The 14,666-nt window shown below is 64.2% G+C and carries 11 protein-coding genes; 7 read left to right on the top strand and 4 right to left on the bottom strand.

All coding sequences use genetic code 11. The features are described from left to right. The first annotated feature begins 35 nt into the window (after positions 1 to 35). From AC1DR6_RS13910 to AC1DR6_RS13885, 6 genes are all read left to right on the top strand, one after another. Positions 36 to 1,688 carry an OFA family MFS transporter gene (locus AC1DR6_RS13910; RefSeq protein WP_476829832.1) on the top strand — a complete coding sequence of 551 codons (1,653 nt, stop codon included), beginning with the start codon at positions 36 to 38 and terminating at the stop codon, positions 1,686 to 1,688. 362 nt (positions 1,689 to 2,050) lie between these two features. Further along, on the top strand, positions 2,051 to 2,863 hold the full coding sequence (locus AC1DR6_RS13905; protein WP_476829831.1) for an alpha/beta fold hydrolase: 813 nt from the start codon (positions 2,051 to 2,053) through the stop codon (positions 2,861 to 2,863). 96 nt (positions 2,864 to 2,959) lie between these two features. Then, positions 2,960 to 3,361, top strand: a complete 402-nt coding sequence (locus AC1DR6_RS13900) for a c-type cytochrome (protein ID WP_476829830.1) — start codon at positions 2,960 to 2,962, stop codon at positions 3,359 to 3,361. Between the two features lie 173 nt (positions 3,362 to 3,534). Continuing rightward, the gene (locus AC1DR6_RS13895; RefSeq protein ID WP_476829829.1) at positions 3,535 to 3,984 is read left to right on the top strand and encodes an NUDIX hydrolase; all 450 of its coding nucleotides are present in this window, start codon (positions 3,535 to 3,537) and stop codon (positions 3,982 to 3,984) included. A gap of 105 nt (positions 3,985 to 4,089) precedes the next feature. Then, positions 4,090 to 4,896, top strand: coding sequence for a class I SAM-dependent methyltransferase (locus tag AC1DR6_RS13890; RefSeq protein WP_476829828.1), 807 nt, complete (start codon positions 4,090 to 4,092; stop codon positions 4,894 to 4,896). 931 nt (positions 4,897 to 5,827) lie between these two features. Then, the gene (locus AC1DR6_RS13885; protein WP_476829970.1) at positions 5,828 to 6,121 is read left to right on the top strand and encodes a GIY-YIG nuclease family protein; all 294 of its coding nucleotides are present in this window, start codon (positions 5,828 to 5,830) and stop codon (positions 6,119 to 6,121) included. A gap of 629 nt (positions 6,122 to 6,750) precedes the next feature. Here the strand turns inward: AC1DR6_RS13885 and AC1DR6_RS13880 are convergent. Both AC1DR6_RS13880 and uvrB read right to left on the bottom strand, forming a co-directional pair. Continuing rightward, the gene (locus AC1DR6_RS13880) at positions 6,751 to 7,698 is read right to left on the bottom strand and encodes a toll/interleukin-1 receptor domain-containing protein (protein ID WP_476829827.1); all 948 of its coding nucleotides are present in this window, start codon (positions 7,696 to 7,698) and stop codon (positions 6,751 to 6,753) included. 78 nt (positions 7,699 to 7,776) lie between these two features. Then, the gene (gene uvrB / locus AC1DR6_RS13875) at positions 7,777 to 10,488 is read right to left on the bottom strand and encodes an excinuclease ABC subunit UvrB (RefSeq protein ID WP_476829969.1); all 2,712 of its coding nucleotides are present in this window, start codon (positions 10,486 to 10,488) and stop codon (positions 7,777 to 7,779) included. Positions 10,489 to 10,620: 132 nt separating this feature from the next. Here uvrB and AC1DR6_RS13870 point away from each other — a divergent pair, with 132 nt between their 5' ends. Then, positions 10,621 to 14,055 (top strand): class I SAM-dependent DNA methyltransferase, encoded by a 3,435-nt coding sequence (locus tag AC1DR6_RS13870; RefSeq protein ID WP_476829826.1) that lies wholly within the window; start codon positions 10,621 to 10,623, stop codon positions 14,053 to 14,055. A 3-nt stretch (positions 14,056 to 14,058) separates the two neighbouring features. Here AC1DR6_RS13870 and AC1DR6_RS13865 read toward each other — a convergent pair whose 3' ends face one another. Both AC1DR6_RS13865 and AC1DR6_RS13860 read right to left on the bottom strand, forming a co-directional pair. Further along, positions 14,059 to 14,403: a hypothetical protein gene (locus tag AC1DR6_RS13865; protein WP_476829825.1), complete on the bottom strand. Its 345-nt coding sequence runs from the start codon at positions 14,401 to 14,403 to the stop codon at positions 14,059 to 14,061. Beyond that, positions 14,400 to 14,621: a hypervirulence associated TUDOR domain-containing protein gene (locus AC1DR6_RS13860; protein ID WP_476829824.1), complete on the bottom strand. Its 222-nt coding sequence runs from the start codon at positions 14,619 to 14,621 to the stop codon at positions 14,400 to 14,402. The genes AC1DR6_RS13865 and AC1DR6_RS13860 overlap by 4 nt, the downstream gene beginning before the upstream one ends. Positions 14,622 to 14,666: the final 45 nt, after the last annotated feature.

The following is a 14,666-nucleotide window of genomic DNA, read 5'->3' as shown; positions in this document are numbered from 1 at the left end:
TTGAAAGACGCACTCTGGGGAAAGGAAACTGGGGAATGACAATTGCGCAGAATATCGGAGCGGTCGGGCCCGCGTCGGGACTTCTCGACCGGGAGCGCATCGTTGCCAAGGCGGGGTTCAACCGCTGGCTGGTCCCGCCGGCCGCGCTCTGCATCCATCTGTGCATCGGCATGGCCTATGGCTTCTCGGTGTTCTGGCTCCCGCTGTCCCGCGCCATCGGCGTGAGCGCGCCGAAGACCTGTCCGGACATGTCGCTGGCGACCGCGCTCGTCACCACAACCTGCGACTGGCGCGTGGTCGATCTCGGCTGGATGTACACGCTGTTCTTCGTCTTCCTCGGCGCCTCGGCCGCGCTGTTCGGCGGCTGGCTGGAAAAGAACGGCCCGCGCAAGGCCGGCGTCGCCGCTGCGATCTGCTGGTGCGGCGGCATGGTGATCTCGGCCTTGGGCATCTACTGGCACCAGCTCTGGCTGATGTGGCTGGGCTCCGGCGTGATCGGCGGCATCGGGCTCGGGCTCGGCTACATCTCGCCGGTCTCGACGCTGGTCAAATGGTTCCCGGACCGGCGCGGCATGGCGACCGGCATGGCGATCATGGGCTTCGGCGGCGGCGCGATGATCGGCTCGCCGCTGGCCGATATGCTGATGAACCATTTCAAGACCGCGACCTCGGTCGGCGTCTTCCAGACCTTCCTCGTCATGGCCGGGCTCTATTTCGTCTTCATGATGGCCGGTGCCTTCGGATATCGCGTCCCGCCGGCGGGCTGGCGCCCGGAGGGTTGGACCGCGCCGGCGAGCGCCAACGCGATGATCACCTCTGGTCATGTCCATCTGCGCGATGCGCATCGGACGCCGCAGTTCTGGCTGATCTGGGCTGTGCTCTGTCTCAACGTCTCGGCCGGCATCGGCGTGCTCGGCATCGCCTCGCCGATGCTGCAGGAGATCTTCGGCGGCACGCTGATCGGCCAGCCGGGCGTCGCTTTCTCGGCGCTGGACGCCGGGCAGAAGACCTCTGTCGCCGCCATCGCGGCCGGCTTCGTCGGCCTGCTCTCGCTGTTCAACATCGTCGGCCGCTTCTTCTGGGCCTCGCTGTCGGACAAGATCGGCCGCAAGAACACCTATTACACCTTCTTCGTCCTCGGGATCGCGCTGTATCTGCTCGCACCCTGGGCGGCCGGCATTCAGTCCAAGATGCTGTTCGTCACCGCCTTCTGCATCATCCTGTCGATGTATGGCGGCGGCTTCGCCACCGTGCCGGCCTATCTCGCCGACGTGTTCGGCACACAATTCGTCGGCGCCATTCATGGCCGTCTGCTGACGGCGTGGTCGACGGCCGGCATTATCGGCCCCTTCGTGGTGAACTATATCCGCGAGACGCAGGTCTCCGCCGGCATTACCGGCGCGAGCCTCTATAGCGGCACAATGTACATTCTCGCGGGCATGCTGGCCGCCGGCCTCGTGGCCAACGCGCTGGTGAAGCCGCTCGACGCCAAATGGTTCATGAAGGAGCAGGAGGTCGCCAGGCTTCAGGCAGCGTCCCGCGCCGCAGCGGCCAAAGAAGGCGGTTCCTTCGGCATCGGCAAAGGTGGCTTCGATACCACGGCCGCCTTGGCTTGGGCCGTCGTCGCCCTGCCGCTTGCCTGGGGCATCTGGATCACGCTGACGAAGTCGCTCGCACTGTTCAGGTGATCGTTCGGCTCACCGCCGCTCGTCCGGCACGGTAACGGGAGGCCCRCATTGACCGATGTGGGCCTCCTCGCGCTTCTGGCCATGGACGGCAATCGTGACGGCCTAAAGCCAGCCCGCGTTTCGCCATGCAGAAGACGCGCAGCGACCGGTAGCCTGCCGTCCTCGCTCTGCACCAAGAGCAGCCCGCCCCTCGCGCTTCCGCCATGGCGAGGCTCGCCGGCATCGGCCATCTTCCGCTCAAAGCGGTCGCTTCGATGCGGCCGGACACGGGCAAGGCGACGACGGGCCGAGAAGGACGGAAAGCCATTCCGCAGGGCCATGCGAAAGCATCGCCCGAAGCGGGCGGCGCCGCTGGGTGAGATATGACGACACACGAGATCACCGACATCCGCGCGTATACCGACGACGGCGCGACCTTGCAGGCCTATCGCGAAGGCCAGGGCGCGCCTCTGCTGCTGGTCTCCGGTCTCGGCGGGATCGCCGGCTTCTGGAACGATATCGCAAGAACACTTGGCCGCTCGTTTCTGACGGTCCGCTTCGACCAGCGCGGGTTGGGCGCCAGCACACGGGGCGACGCGCCTTGCGACATCGACAGGCTGGCGCTGGATGCGCTGGCGGTGATGGACGCGGCCGGGCTCGAACGGGCCGTGGTGCTCGGCCATTCCACCGGCGGCTGCATCGCGCAGGCGATGGCGAGGCTCGCACCGGAGCGTTTCGACGGGCTGATCCTAAGCGCCTCCTGGCTCAAGGCCTGCCGCTACATGAACGCGCTTTTCGCCTCGCGCCGGGCAATCCTTGACTGCAATCCCCAGGCCTATGCCGCCACCTCGGTTCTGGCCGCCTATCCGCCGCGCTGGATCGACGCGCACTGGCATGTCTTTGAGGCGGCGGTCGCCTCGGCGCCTGTCAGCGAGGAGGCACGCCAGGTGATGCGGGAACGGATCGACGCGCTGCTGGCTTTCGACGGCACCGCCGAGATCGGCTCGCTGATGATGCCCGTGCTGGTGATGGGCTCGCGTGACGACATGGTCGTACCGGTCTATCACCAGGAGGCGACCGCGATCGCGCTGCCCGGCTGCCGCCGCGCCATCATGGAGACCGGCGGGCACCTCTTTCCCAATTCGCGGCCGGATTTCTTCACGGCCAGCGTGGCGGAGTGGATCGGCGATCTCTGAGGCGAGCGCGGCGTTAGGACCCATCCGCGTCGGCGCTCCGGCGGGTTAAACGAGGATGCTTCCAGCAAGCGCTTCTCCATCCCCGCGAGCCCTCCCATGCGCCCCTTTCTCCTCCGCCTGACCTTTGGCCTGTTGCCGCTGGCGATCACGCTCCTCGGTCGTCCCGCCGCTGCACAGGATGTCGAGGCCGGCCAGCGTTCCTTCAACAAGTGCCGCGCCTGCCACCAGATCGGCGAGGGCGCGCGCAACCTCGTCGGGCCGCAGCTCAACGGCGTGATCGGCCGCCATTCCGGGTCGGTCGAGGGTTACGCTTATTCGGCGGCGAACAAGGGGTCCGGCCTTGTCTGGGACGAGGCCACCTTCACCGATTACATCAAGGACCCGAAGGCGAAGATCCCCGGCACGAAGATGATCTTCGCCGGCATCAGAAACGAGAAGGAGATCGTCGATCTGATCGCCTTCCTGAAGCAATACGACAAGGACGGCCGGAAGCCCTGACACGCCGGCCGGGCGCTCACCGCTTTGAGCAAAGCGCGGACGCAGGGCGTCCATGCGCCGGCTTGCGGCAGAATGCCTCTTCCATTTCGGGTCGTTAGTGCAATATTTATTCGCTCGGGCGGATGATATGATTCTCGCCTTACGGTTGCAGCCCGGAAGGACCTCACGACCTGATGAAGAAGGCCAAGCGCAAATCGGGGGACAAGCGGTCTCAGATCGCCGCCATGCCGATTCGCCGCGGGCCGGACGGCGGGATGGAGATCCTGCTCGTCACCTCGCGCACCACGCGTCGCTGGATCGTGCCCAAGGGTTGGCCGATGAAGGGGCTCAAGGACCGCGATGCCGCAGCCGTCGAGGCTTATGAGGAGGCCGGCGTCGTCGGCCGCGTCGGCAACGCGCCGGCCGGGCGCTACACCTACTGGAAGCGGATGCGCGACCATTTCACCCTTTGCGAGGTGAAGCTCTATCTGCTCGAGGTCGAAAAGCAGCTCTCCGATTTCCGCGAGCAGAGCCAGCGCGACCTGCACTGGTTCAAGCTCGCCGACGCCGCCGATCTGGTCGACGAGCCCGAATTGAGCACCGCCATCCGCAAGCTCCAGTCCGATCTGGCGCTTGCCGCCTGACATAGACTCGCCAGCGCCGGCTCTCTTGCCGGCGAAGATCCCGCTGGCTGGCTTCGCCGGTATGCCGTAAGGTCACACCCGTTGCCGATCGCGAAGGGCTTGCCTATGCCCGAGAGAACGCGCCCCGACATATGGCAGGCCGGCGAGCACTACGACCTTTTCATGGGTCGCTGGAGCCGGGCGCTTGCGCCTGAATTCATCGAATGGCTCAACCCCCTGCCCGGCTGCGAATGGCTCGATGTCGGTTGCGGCACGGGGGCGCTGACGCAGGGGCTGCTGGCCCGGGCGGTGCCGTCCACCATCGTCGCCGTCGATCCCTCCAAGGATTTCCTGGCGCTGGCCCGCCAGCGCATCCCGGACGATCGCGTCAGCTTCCGGCCGGGCCATGCCGAGGCCCTGCCGGTGGCGAGCGCGAGCTGCGACGCCGTCGGCTCCGGCCTCGCCCTGAACTTCGTCGCGGACCCCGCCAAGGCGCTGGCCGAGATGCGCCGGGCCGCCCGCGCCGGCGGGCTCGTCTGCTTTTATGTCTGGGACTACCCCGGCGGGGGCGTCCAGTTCCTGCAGGCGTTCTGGCAGGCGGCGCAGGCGCTCGATCCCGCCGCGGCCGCGCTTGCGGAGGACCGGCGCTTCGCCTTCTGCACACAAGCCGGGCTGCGGGCTCTGGCGGAGGCGGCGGGCCTCGCCAGCGTCGCCTGCGACGCCATCACCGTGCCGACGCTGTTTCGCGACTTCGACGACCTCTGGCACCCCTTCACGCTCGGCGCCGGCCCCGCGCCGGCCTATTGCGCCGGGCTTAGCCTTGCGGCCCGCAACAGGCTGCGCGACACGCTTTGGGACAGCCTGCCGATCGCCGCCGATGGCAGGATCGCACTGGAGGCCCGCGCCTGGGCGGTGCAGGGCATCTCGGCCTGACAGGCACGCATATCCCGCGCCCGCGCAAGCGCGCGTTCGCTGAAAGACGAGGGGCAGCGGAGCGCCGCGAGGCGCAAGGTCAAAGGCCGCATCCGTTAAGCCAGGACGCGGCGCGGACAGGTTGAGCCACTGCCCGCACGCCCCGTGGCGCTCCGCTTCAGCGATTTTAAAGCCACGGGCCGCGCTTATAAGGAAACGCGTTGCGTCCGGTGTCTCGTTCGCCCGGCCGGCGTCGCGACCGCTGACATCGCACCGGAAGGGGCAGATCCCTCGCCGGCCCGATACGGCCTCATCGCCACCGCGCTCGCGAAACCCTGTCCGCTTCGCTTATCCGTCCAGCGAGCTCCTCGCACAGGGGCCGTAGTACCCCCAGGGCGGTGCCCCGCAGCCTCCCGGGACCAGGGTGCAAACCCGGCCGCAGGCGCCGTCCCCGCCCCTGCCGTCGGCATGCCTCCGGATGGCCGCCCCTCGGGGACGAGGTGGTGGCAGAGTAAGGGCGGTGGAGGCGGCGGGGATAAGTCACTCCGTCTGGCCTTAGTCTTCCGCACCGTGCAGCGCCCTCTCCGTCATGGTCGGGCTTGTCCCGACCATCCACGTCTTTGCGTGGACGACTGGCGGAACTCTCCTTGCTCGTCGGCACCCGCCACCCGCGTCGCAAGACGTGGATGGTCGCCACCAGGGCGACCATGACGACAGAGCGCTTCCTGACTCGTTCGAACGGTCATCATCAGGCGTTGCGACGAGGCTTCCGTCATGGTCGGGCTTGTCCTGACCATCCACGCCTTCACGCGGACCTGGCGGAACGCTCCTTGCTCGACGGCACCCGCCACCCGCGTCGCTAGACGTGGATGGTCGCCACAAGGGCGACCATGACGGTTAGGGCTTTCGACAGGATGTTGCGCTGTTGTCGCCAGCTGACCATCCTGCCCGCATGAAACAGAAGGGCGGCTGGGTCTACATCATGACGAACCGGCCCAACGGCACGCTCTACATAGGCGTGACCAGCGATCTCGCGCGACGCGCCTATGAGCACCGCGAAGGCTTGTCGCCGGGCTTCACGCGCCGGTACGGCCTGAAGCACCTCGTCTGGTATGAATGGCACGACGAGATCGAGGCCGCGATCCAGCGCGAAACCTCGATGAAGCGCTGGCTGCGCGCTTACAAGACCCGCACGATCATGACGCACAACCCGGACTGGCGCGATCTGTATGAGGATCTGGCCTGACGGGTGCTGCCACGCACGGGTCGCTCACCGTCATGGTCGCCCTTGTGGCGACCATCCACGTCTTCGCTGGGGTGCGCGAGTCGATCCCGATGACGCCGCCCGCCTGGAGCGCCGCAAGACGTAGATGCTCGGCACAAGGCCGAGCATGACGGCGGAGCACGTGAACCGCGACGCTATCCTTCTCCCGGATGGGAGAAGGTGGCGCGGAGCGCCGGTTAGGGCCCTCGCTTTCCGTAGAACGCGCTGCGGGGCAGCTCCGGCTTGACGATGAGCGGCACACCCTTACCCCTGCCCCTTTCCCATACCGGAGAGGCGTTCTCCGCGCTTGGCTTCGCTACCGGAAGATGACGAACACGGCCAGCACCGCCGCATAGGCTTGATGCGTGGTGCCGAGCCCGAGTTCGTCACGCGCACCGAGCAAGAAGCACTAAAGATCACGCGAAGCGTGGATGAGGATAGAGGGGACGGCCATGACGGAAAGGTAGGCGATGGCGTTCATCGCGTGATGGTCGGGCTTGTCCCGACTATCTACGTCTTCGCACTGGATCGGATGACAAGGATTTCTTTGCTAGCCTTGCCCCGCTAGCGATGGCGCGAGACGTGGATGCTCGGCTTCTAGCCGCCAATTGTTATTTCCTGCGCTTTTTCTTCGGTCTTTTCTTTTTTCTATCTTTTTCGAGCGATGCGGCATCGGCACCGCCCTTATCCACATCGATGACGTGTTCAGGAAGAAATGTGACCTCACTATCAAATTGCAAATTGTGCCAATCTGACGTGCAGACCGGCCCATTTCGCAATCTTCCTATGTAATAAGGGCCAATCGAATCGGTAACCTCAATCCACATTCTTTCACCAGCAAAGTTTTCTTCATCATATTCTTCCGGATGCAAATATTCGAACATCACCTTGACAAAGTCGCCAACCTCCAGAGATCGACGAACTGCCTCGTCAGGTATCCAAAACGTTTCAGGATGTTCCTCATTACGAGTGACCCCGCTCTGGAGCTCCCAATGCTCATCTTCAAAGTTCGCGAGGTGCGGAAACTGAGAAGGTTCTGGAGTTCCTGCACTATCCAAGGCGAAAGTAGGAGGCTTTCCTAGAGCAGGACGCTGAAGCGCAGGCTGACCATAGATGTGCCGCAGAAGATTCTCGAACATCTCATCGAAGCGCGCATCTTCGCGCAGATCGACAGACAAAACTCCTTGGAAGTGCGCTGGTACACAGCAATTCGGCGAAGCTGGAGAAATTTCTCCACTGCGAAGCACGGGGACAAACTTGGAACGTGAAATAGATGCAGCAATCCGCGCAGAAATTATTTGAGCCTCGTAACCAACTCCTCCTTGCCGCTCTACGGATTTCGATGCGTATCTGTTTGTACAAATTATCAATACGAAATCTGAATCGACAAGCTTTTCTTCCATAAACTGAGTTAAACTTTCTCCGTACTGAACGTCCCATTGATCTAAATGAACATGAACGCCATTACCTGCAAGTCGCTCCGCTAGCGCTCGCACCCAAAGCTTATGATCGTCAGAATCCCATGAATAAGAGACGAAGATCTTTTTAGTAACGGCCATGATGACGCATAAGGGGTTTCTCCTTGCTCATTCTACACGACCAATTCAATACGTATATTATTAAATTAAACGAGGTTTCTACCTCCGCCGCCGCCTCTCCCCCGCGCCCTTCGGCCGCTGCTCTGGCACCGGCCCCATCTCGTCGAGCGTCGGCTTTCTCACGCGTGAGGTGCCGGTAAGAAGCGGGGTGGGTTTGGCGCCGGCTTTCGGGCGGCCTTCGCCGCCGCCGAAATTATGCGGGCCCATGTCCGCGTCTGTCGGTTTGCGGGCTCGGGTCAGCAGGTTGGCGCTTTTGCCGTAGCTGCGCTCGCCTTTGTATTTGCCGGCGCTGGCCTCGACGTCGCGCTGGGTCGCCATCGGGTCGTCGCTGATCGCGAGTTCCGTTGCCTGGAGGCGCTTGATCTCGTCGCGCAGGCGCGCGGCGGTTTCGAATTCGAGGTCGGCGGCGGCTTCGCGCATCCGCTTTTCGAGGTCAGCCAGCGCCGCCTTGAAGTTGTGCCCGGCAGCCGGGAGGGCCATCCCGATGTCGACCGTGACGCGGTCGCGCTCGTAGACCGAGCCCAGGATGTCGCCGATGGCGCGCTTGATCGTCTGCGGCGTGATGCCGTGTTCTTCGTTATAGGCGACCTGCTTCTCGCGGCGGCGGTCGGTCTCGGCGATCGCCCGCTCCATCGAGCCGGTGATGTGGTCGGCATAGAGGATGACGCGGCCGTCGACGTTTCGCGCGGCGCGGCCGATGGTCTGGATCAGCGAGGTCTCGGAGCGCAGAAAGCCCTCCTTGTCGGCATCGAGAATGGCGACGAAGCCGCATTCGGGAATGTCGAGGCCCTCGCGCAGCAGGTTGATGCCGACCAGCACGTCGAAGGCGCCAAGGCGCAGGTCGCGCAGGATCTCGATGCGCTCGATGGTGTCGATGTCCGAGTGCATGTAGCGCACGCGCACGCCGTTCTCGTGCAAATATTCGGTCAGGTCCTCGGCCATGCGCTTGGTCAGCACGGTGACGAGCGTGCGGTAGCCCTGCGCGGTGACCTCCTTGATCTCGTCGAGCAGATCCGCGACCTGGTGCTTGGCGGGCCTGATCTCGACCGGCGGGTCGATCAGCCCGGTCGGGCGGATGACCTGCTCGGTGAAGACGCCGCCGGTCTGTTCCATCTCCCAGCCGCCGGGCGTCGCGGAGACGTGCACCGACTGGGGCCGCATCGCGTCCCACTCCTCGAAGCGCAGCGGCCGGTTGTCCATGCAGGAGGGCAGGCGGAAGCCGTATTCGGCCAGCGTCGCCTTGCGCCGAAAGTCGCCGCGATACATGCCGCCGATCTGCGGAACCGTGACGTGGCTCTCGTCGGTGAAGACGAGGGCGTTGTCGGGCAGGTATTCGAACAGCGTCGGTGGCGGCTCGCCGGGGCGGCGGCCGGTGAGATAACGCGAATAGTTCTCGATGCCGTTGCAGGAGCCGGTGGCCTCGATCATCTCGATGTCGAAGGTGCAGCGCTGGTCGAGCCGCTGCGCTTCCAGAAAGCGGCCCATGCGGTTGAGCTCATCGAGGCGGCCGCGCAGCTCTTCCTTGATCGACTTGACCGCCTGGTTCAGCGTCGGGCGCGGCGTGGTGTAGTGCGAATTGCCGTAGACCTTGACGAATTCGAGCTCGCCCGTCTTCTGCCCGGTCAGCGGGTCGAACTCCGCGATGCTCTCGACCTCGTCGCCGAACAGGCCGATGCGCCAGGCGCGGTCCTCATAGTGCGCCGGGAACAGCTCGATGACGTCGCCGCGGACGCGAAAGGTGCCGCGGGCGAATTCGTGCTGGGTGCGCTTGTATTGCAGCGCGACGAGATCGGCGATGAGCTGGCGCTGCTCGATGCGCTCGCCGAGCTTCACCGAGAAGGTCATCGCCGTATAGGTCTCGACCGAGCCGATGCCGTAGATGCAGGAGACCGAGGCCACGATGATGACGTCGTCGCGCTCCAGCAACGAGCGCGTCGCCGAGTGGCGCATGCGGTCGATCTGCTCGTTGATCGAGGATTCCTTCTCGATATAGGTGTCCGAGCGCGGAACATACGCTTCCGGCTGATAGTAATCGTAATAGGAAACGAAGTACTCGACCGCGTTGTCGGGGAAGAAGCTCTTGAACTCGCCATAGAGCTGCGCGGCGAGCGTCTTGTTCGGAGCCAGGATCAACGCCGGGCGCTGCGTCTTCTCGATGACCTGCGCCATGGTGAAGGTCTTGCCCGAGCCGGTGACGCCGAGCAGCACTTGGTCGCGCTCATGCCGGCGAATGCCATCGACAAGATCGGCGATCGCGGTCGGCTGGTCGCCGGCCGGCTCGAACTCGGAGTTCATGCGGAAGCGGATGCCGCCTTCCGATTTGTCGGGCCGCTCGGGCCGGTGCGGCGTCCAGGGCTTGCCGGGCTGGATGAAGGGGCTGCCGGTCTCCAGCAGCGCCTGCAGCGAAGTCGCGGTCGCGGCGGCCGCGCCCTCCGCGCCGATAAAGGCGGAATCGGCCTTTTTTGAGAGCTTGCGCTTGGGCTTCTCGGTGCCGCCGGGCCGCTCGAGAGAATAGTCCGGCTTGGCCTCGTAGCCTGCCTGCGGCGCGTCGCTGAAGCCAGACGCGCCCCCCGGCACGGCCGTGCCCCGGTTGATCGCGGGGTTGAGCAGATCGGCAAGATAACCCTCGAGCGGCTTCAGCGCGGGCTTGGACGCCTTTGAATTCGGCGTGCGTGCGCTGGAGGGTTTTTTGGTGGCTTTGGGCTTGGTCGCCTGCGGCTCGATATCGGTGGTGTCGGGGCTCTTCGGCATGCCGGCAATATGGGGCGGAATGAGGCCGGATGCGAGAGGTCCGTCCCGCAAGAATGGTTCATGATGACAGCATTTGACAGGAGTATTTATGCTCTTATAGGTTGCTTTAATTAATTTAACGCAACCCAGAAGATGGCTATGTCGGACGACGAACCGGAGCCGTCTCCTGCGGAAGTCGACGTCTTCATCGCGCGATGGAGCGTGTCTCATGGCGCCGAGCGCGCCTCCTTTCAGCTTTTCGTAAGCGAACTCTGCCGTCTCCTCCGACTGCCTCCGCCCGAGCCACCCACCGGCGACGCCGAAGATGTGACGTACCGCTTCGAGTATCCCGTCCGCTTCTCCGACGGAATGGGCGGCTCATCGTTGGGATGGATCGATTGCTATCGAAAAACCTGCTTCATCTGGGAAGGTAAGCAAACGCGATTGCCGGGCGGCAAGAAAGCTCTACTGGCCTCGGAAAGCGGGGCGCCGGACGACGATCGCAGCCGGCATGTCCGTGGACGTCCCGGGTCTGAGCTCGGCCGCGATCTGCTGATGCTCAACGCACGCAATCAAGGCGAGCGCTACGCCAAGGCGCTGCCGGCCTCGCACGGCTGGCCGCCCTTCCTGATCGTCTGCGATGTCGGCCACTGCTTCGAGATCTACGCGGACTTCTCCGGCCTTGGTAAGAACTACCTCCAGTTTCCGGACCGCCATCGTTTTCGCGTCTATCTCGAAGACCTTCGCGATCCCGCGATCCAGGACCGTCTGAGGCGGATTTGGCTGGATCCGTTATCTTTGGATCCGGCCAGGCGGGCCGCCATCGCCACGCGGCAGATCGCAGAGCGCCTTGCCGGCGTTTCCAAGGCCCTGGAGCGTCGGCACGATCCAGAAGACGTGGCGCTTTTCCTCATGCGCTGCGTTTTCACGATGTTTGCCGAGGACGTGAAACTCATCCCCGCCGACAGCTTCAAACGCCTGCTGCGCGAATGCTGCGAGGTTCCGAAAAGCTTCAAGCCCCTTATGGAAGACCTTTGGCGGGCGATGGACCGGGGAGGCTATTCGGTCGCGATTCGCGCCGAAATCCGGCAGTTCAACGGCTCCATGTTCGCCGATCCCCAGGTCTTCGGTTTGAGTGCCGCGGGCATCGCCGAATTGCTGGCAGCGGCAGAGCACGATTGGAGCCTGGTCGAACCGGCGATCTTCGGTGGGCTGCTGGAGCAAGCGCTCGATCCATACGAGCGCGCCAGGCTGGGCGCTCATTATACCCCACGCGCCTATGTCGAACGGCTTGTGATCGAGACGGTGATTGCTCCATTGCGGGAGGATTGGCGCGCCGTGGTCACGGCTGCGCAGCAGGCACGCGAAGCCGGACAGAAAAAGGCTGCGCTGGTGCTGGTGGAGGGGTTTCATCGCCGTCTAGGTACGACGCGGGTGCTCGATCCGGCCTGCGGCACCGGCAATTTCCTGCATGTATCGCAGGACCTGATGAAGCGGCTGGAGGGCGAGGTGCTGGAAGCGGCGGCCGAACTCGGAGCCGCAGAGCATCTCGGGGGATTTGGCACGAAAGGTGTTGGCCCCTGGCAATTCCACGGCCTGGACTCGAACCCGCGCGCCGTGCGCATTGCCGATCTCATGCTTTGGATCGGCTATCTCCAATGGCATCTTCGGACCCGCGCCTACGCCCCGCGCGAGCCAATTCTCGAAAAACTGGAGCAGATAAGGCCCGGCGACGCCCTGATGGGTTGGGCGGAATGGCCCGTGCCCGCGCTAAAAGCTGGTCGCGAGGCCGCGCCAGAGGACGTCCACGTAGCAGCTTGGCCGGAGGCGGAGTTCATCATCGGCAATCCACCCTTCATCGGCGGCAAGGATCTGCGCCGCAGGCTGGGTGACGGTTATGTCGCCGCGTTGCGCCGAACCCGTCCGCAGATGCCCGAAAGCGCCGATCTGGTAATGTATTGGTGGGAGCGGGCTGCCTATCTCCTGACCCGTCCGGGCACTGTCTTGCGACGGTTCGGCTTCGTCACGACCAATTCGATCACGCAGCTGTTCCAGCGCCGCGTGGTGGAGCGGCACCTGACGGGTCCGCGCCCGCTTTCGCTGATCATGGCGGTGGCGGATCACCCGTGGACCAAGGCCGGCAAGGATGCGGCCGCCGTGCGCATCGCGATGACCGTGGCCCAGGCCGGCGAGCATGACGGCCGGCTGTTCGAGGTGATGTCGGAGGCAGGGCTCGACACCGACCAGCCGCAGATCGAGTTCAGCGAACGAACCGGGCGGATCAACGCGGACTTGACGATCGGAGTAGATGTGGCCGCCACGGCGGGCTTGCGAGCCAATGAAGGCTTGTGTTCGCGCGGGGTTCCTCTCCATGGCGCCGGCTTCATCGTCACCCCGTCAGAGGCGATTGCGCTTGGCCTTGGTAGGCGGCCTGGTCTGGAGGCTCACATTCACAATTATCGAAATGGGCGAGACCTCGCAGCACGGCCGCGCCATGTCATGGTCATCGATCTCGACGGTCTTCGAAGCGAAGACGTTCGAAGTCGATTCCCCGAAGTCTACCAACACCTACTGAAAACGGTGAAACCTGAGCGGGATCGAAACAACGAGGCTTCTCGACGGCAGAACTGGTGGCTGTTTGGCCGGCGCAACACTGATATGCGCGGGTTCAAGGAAGGACTCCAACGATATATCGCGACCATCGAGACAGCAAAGCACCGTGTCTTTCAGTTCCTCGACTCCAGCATTCTGCCGGACAACAAGCTCGTCGCGATTGGACTTTCCGATGCCTATGCGCTGGGAGTTCTCTCGTCCCGCTTCCACGAACTCTGGTATCTCGCCAGCGCCGGAAAGCTCGGCGTCTATGACCGCGATGCCGTCTACGTCAAATCGCGCTGCTTCGATCCCTTTCCGTTTCCCCATGCGACGGAGGCCCAGAAAGAGGCGGTGCGCCAGCCGGCCGAAGCGCTCGACGCCCTTCGCAAGCAGGTTCTCGACGTCCATTCCGACCTGACGCTGACCAAGCTCTACAATGTCCGCGAAGCGATCCAGGCAGGACGCGCCCTTACCAGGCCCGAAGCGGATATCCGGGACCGTGGGCTTGTCATGATCATGGACGAGCATCATGCCGAGATCAATGCGGCGGTCGCGGCGGCCTATGGCTGGCCCGTCGATCTGCCGGAAGAAGAGGTCCTCGCTCGGCTCGTGGCCCTCAATCGGGCACGAGCCCGGGAGGAGGCTGTCGGCACGGTTCGCTGGCTACGGCCGGACTATCAGCGGCCTCGCTTCGGGCGCGAGGGCACAGGCGGTGAGCAGATCGTCGCAGAAGCATTTATGGAGGCTATGCCCGCGCCGGCCGCACGACCGGCCCTCCCCCAGGAGGCTGTAGGACGCGTCGCGGCCGTGCTGGCTGTTCTCGCCGCGTCGGCGGCTCCCATGGATGCGGCCACCGTTGCGGCCCGCTTCAGCCAGGGGCGCAGGGTCGAACGTGCCATCCGGGACATTTTGGTCTCGTTGACGCGGGTCGGCGAAATTTCGGCGGTCGATGGCGGCACACGGTTTACGCGACGACTGATGGCATCGGCTTAATTATTACGCCCGCTTCCTGGCCTCGCCCGCTTGTTCTTCCAGCTCCGCCTGCTTGCGCTCGCACCAGTCCTTGCCCTGGTCGCCGCCCCAGAGCAGCCAAGCGATCCAGCCGGCGGAGGGATTGTCCTTGTCGCCGAAGCCGTTGGCCTGTTTGTCGACGGCATGGCGGGCGAAGTAGCTCTTCATCCGCTTTACGGTGTCGGCGCTGAGCGGTTTACGATGGCTGAGATCCCGGGCGCGGGCGACGCCGATCTGAGTTCCACCGCGATTGAACTCCTGACGCAGCTTCAACCCCTTAGCCGCAGCCTTGGCAACGCTTTCGGGAGGGGTGAGGTCGATATGTTTCATTGCAGGCGCTCCAATTCGCTGTGGGATTTGAGCGCGCGGCCACCATCCGATTGCGTCACGAGATAAGCGGGCTTGTCCTCCGTCGCCTTGCGACGGATGCGGCTGCCCTTGATCGTGCGGCTGACGGGCTTGGTGAAGACCTGCTCGACCTGCCCACGCGCCCGGTTGGCGCCCCAGCTCCAGCTGACCTTCGTTCCCGGCTTCAGATGCTGGGTCATTCCTCGCTCCTCGGTTGATGCGACCTCAACGCGAGAACACGGCCC

The organism is Allobosea sp. P5_A5, from assembly GCF_056400625.1.
The sequence above is the reverse complement of the archived record's forward strand: the minus strand, read 5'-3'. Positions and strand labels throughout refer to the sequence as shown.

Excerpts from the sequence above, each read along its gene's own strand:
- AC1DR6_RS13910 (WP_476829832.1), top strand. The coding sequence starts at position 36 with ATGACAATTGCGCAGAATATCGGAGCGGTCGGGCCCGCGTCGGGACTT.
- AC1DR6_RS13905 (WP_476829831.1), top strand. The coding sequence starts at position 2,051 with ATGACGACACACGAGATCACCGACATCCGCGCGTATACCGACGACGGC.
- AC1DR6_RS13900 (WP_476829830.1), top strand. The coding sequence starts at position 2,960 with ATGCGCCCCTTTCTCCTCCGCCTGACCTTTGGCCTGTTGCCGCTGGCG.
- AC1DR6_RS13895 (WP_476829829.1), top strand. The coding sequence starts at position 3,535 with ATGAAGAAGGCCAAGCGCAAATCGGGGGACAAGCGGTCTCAGATCGCC.
- AC1DR6_RS13890 (WP_476829828.1), top strand. The coding sequence starts at position 4,090 with ATGCCCGAGAGAACGCGCCCCGACATATGGCAGGCCGGCGAGCACTAC.
- AC1DR6_RS13885 (WP_476829970.1), top strand. The coding sequence starts at position 5,828 with ATGAAACAGAAGGGCGGCTGGGTCTACATCATGACGAACCGGCCCAAC.
- AC1DR6_RS13880 (WP_476829827.1), bottom strand. The coding sequence starts at position 7,698 with ATGGCCGTTACTAAAAAGATCTTCGTCTCTTATTCATGGGATTCTGAC.
- uvrB (WP_476829969.1), bottom strand. The coding sequence starts at position 10,488 with ATGCCGAAGAGCCCCGACACCACCGATATCGAGCCGCAGGCGACCAAG.
- AC1DR6_RS13870 (WP_476829826.1), top strand. The coding sequence starts at position 10,621 with ATGGCTATGTCGGACGACGAACCGGAGCCGTCTCCTGCGGAAGTCGAC.
- AC1DR6_RS13865 (WP_476829825.1), bottom strand. The coding sequence starts at position 14,403 with ATGAAACATATCGACCTCACCCCTCCCGAAAGCGTTGCCAAGGCTGCG.
- AC1DR6_RS13860 (WP_476829824.1), bottom strand. The coding sequence starts at position 14,621 with ATGACCCAGCATCTGAAGCCGGGAACGAAGGTCAGCTGGAGCTGGGGC.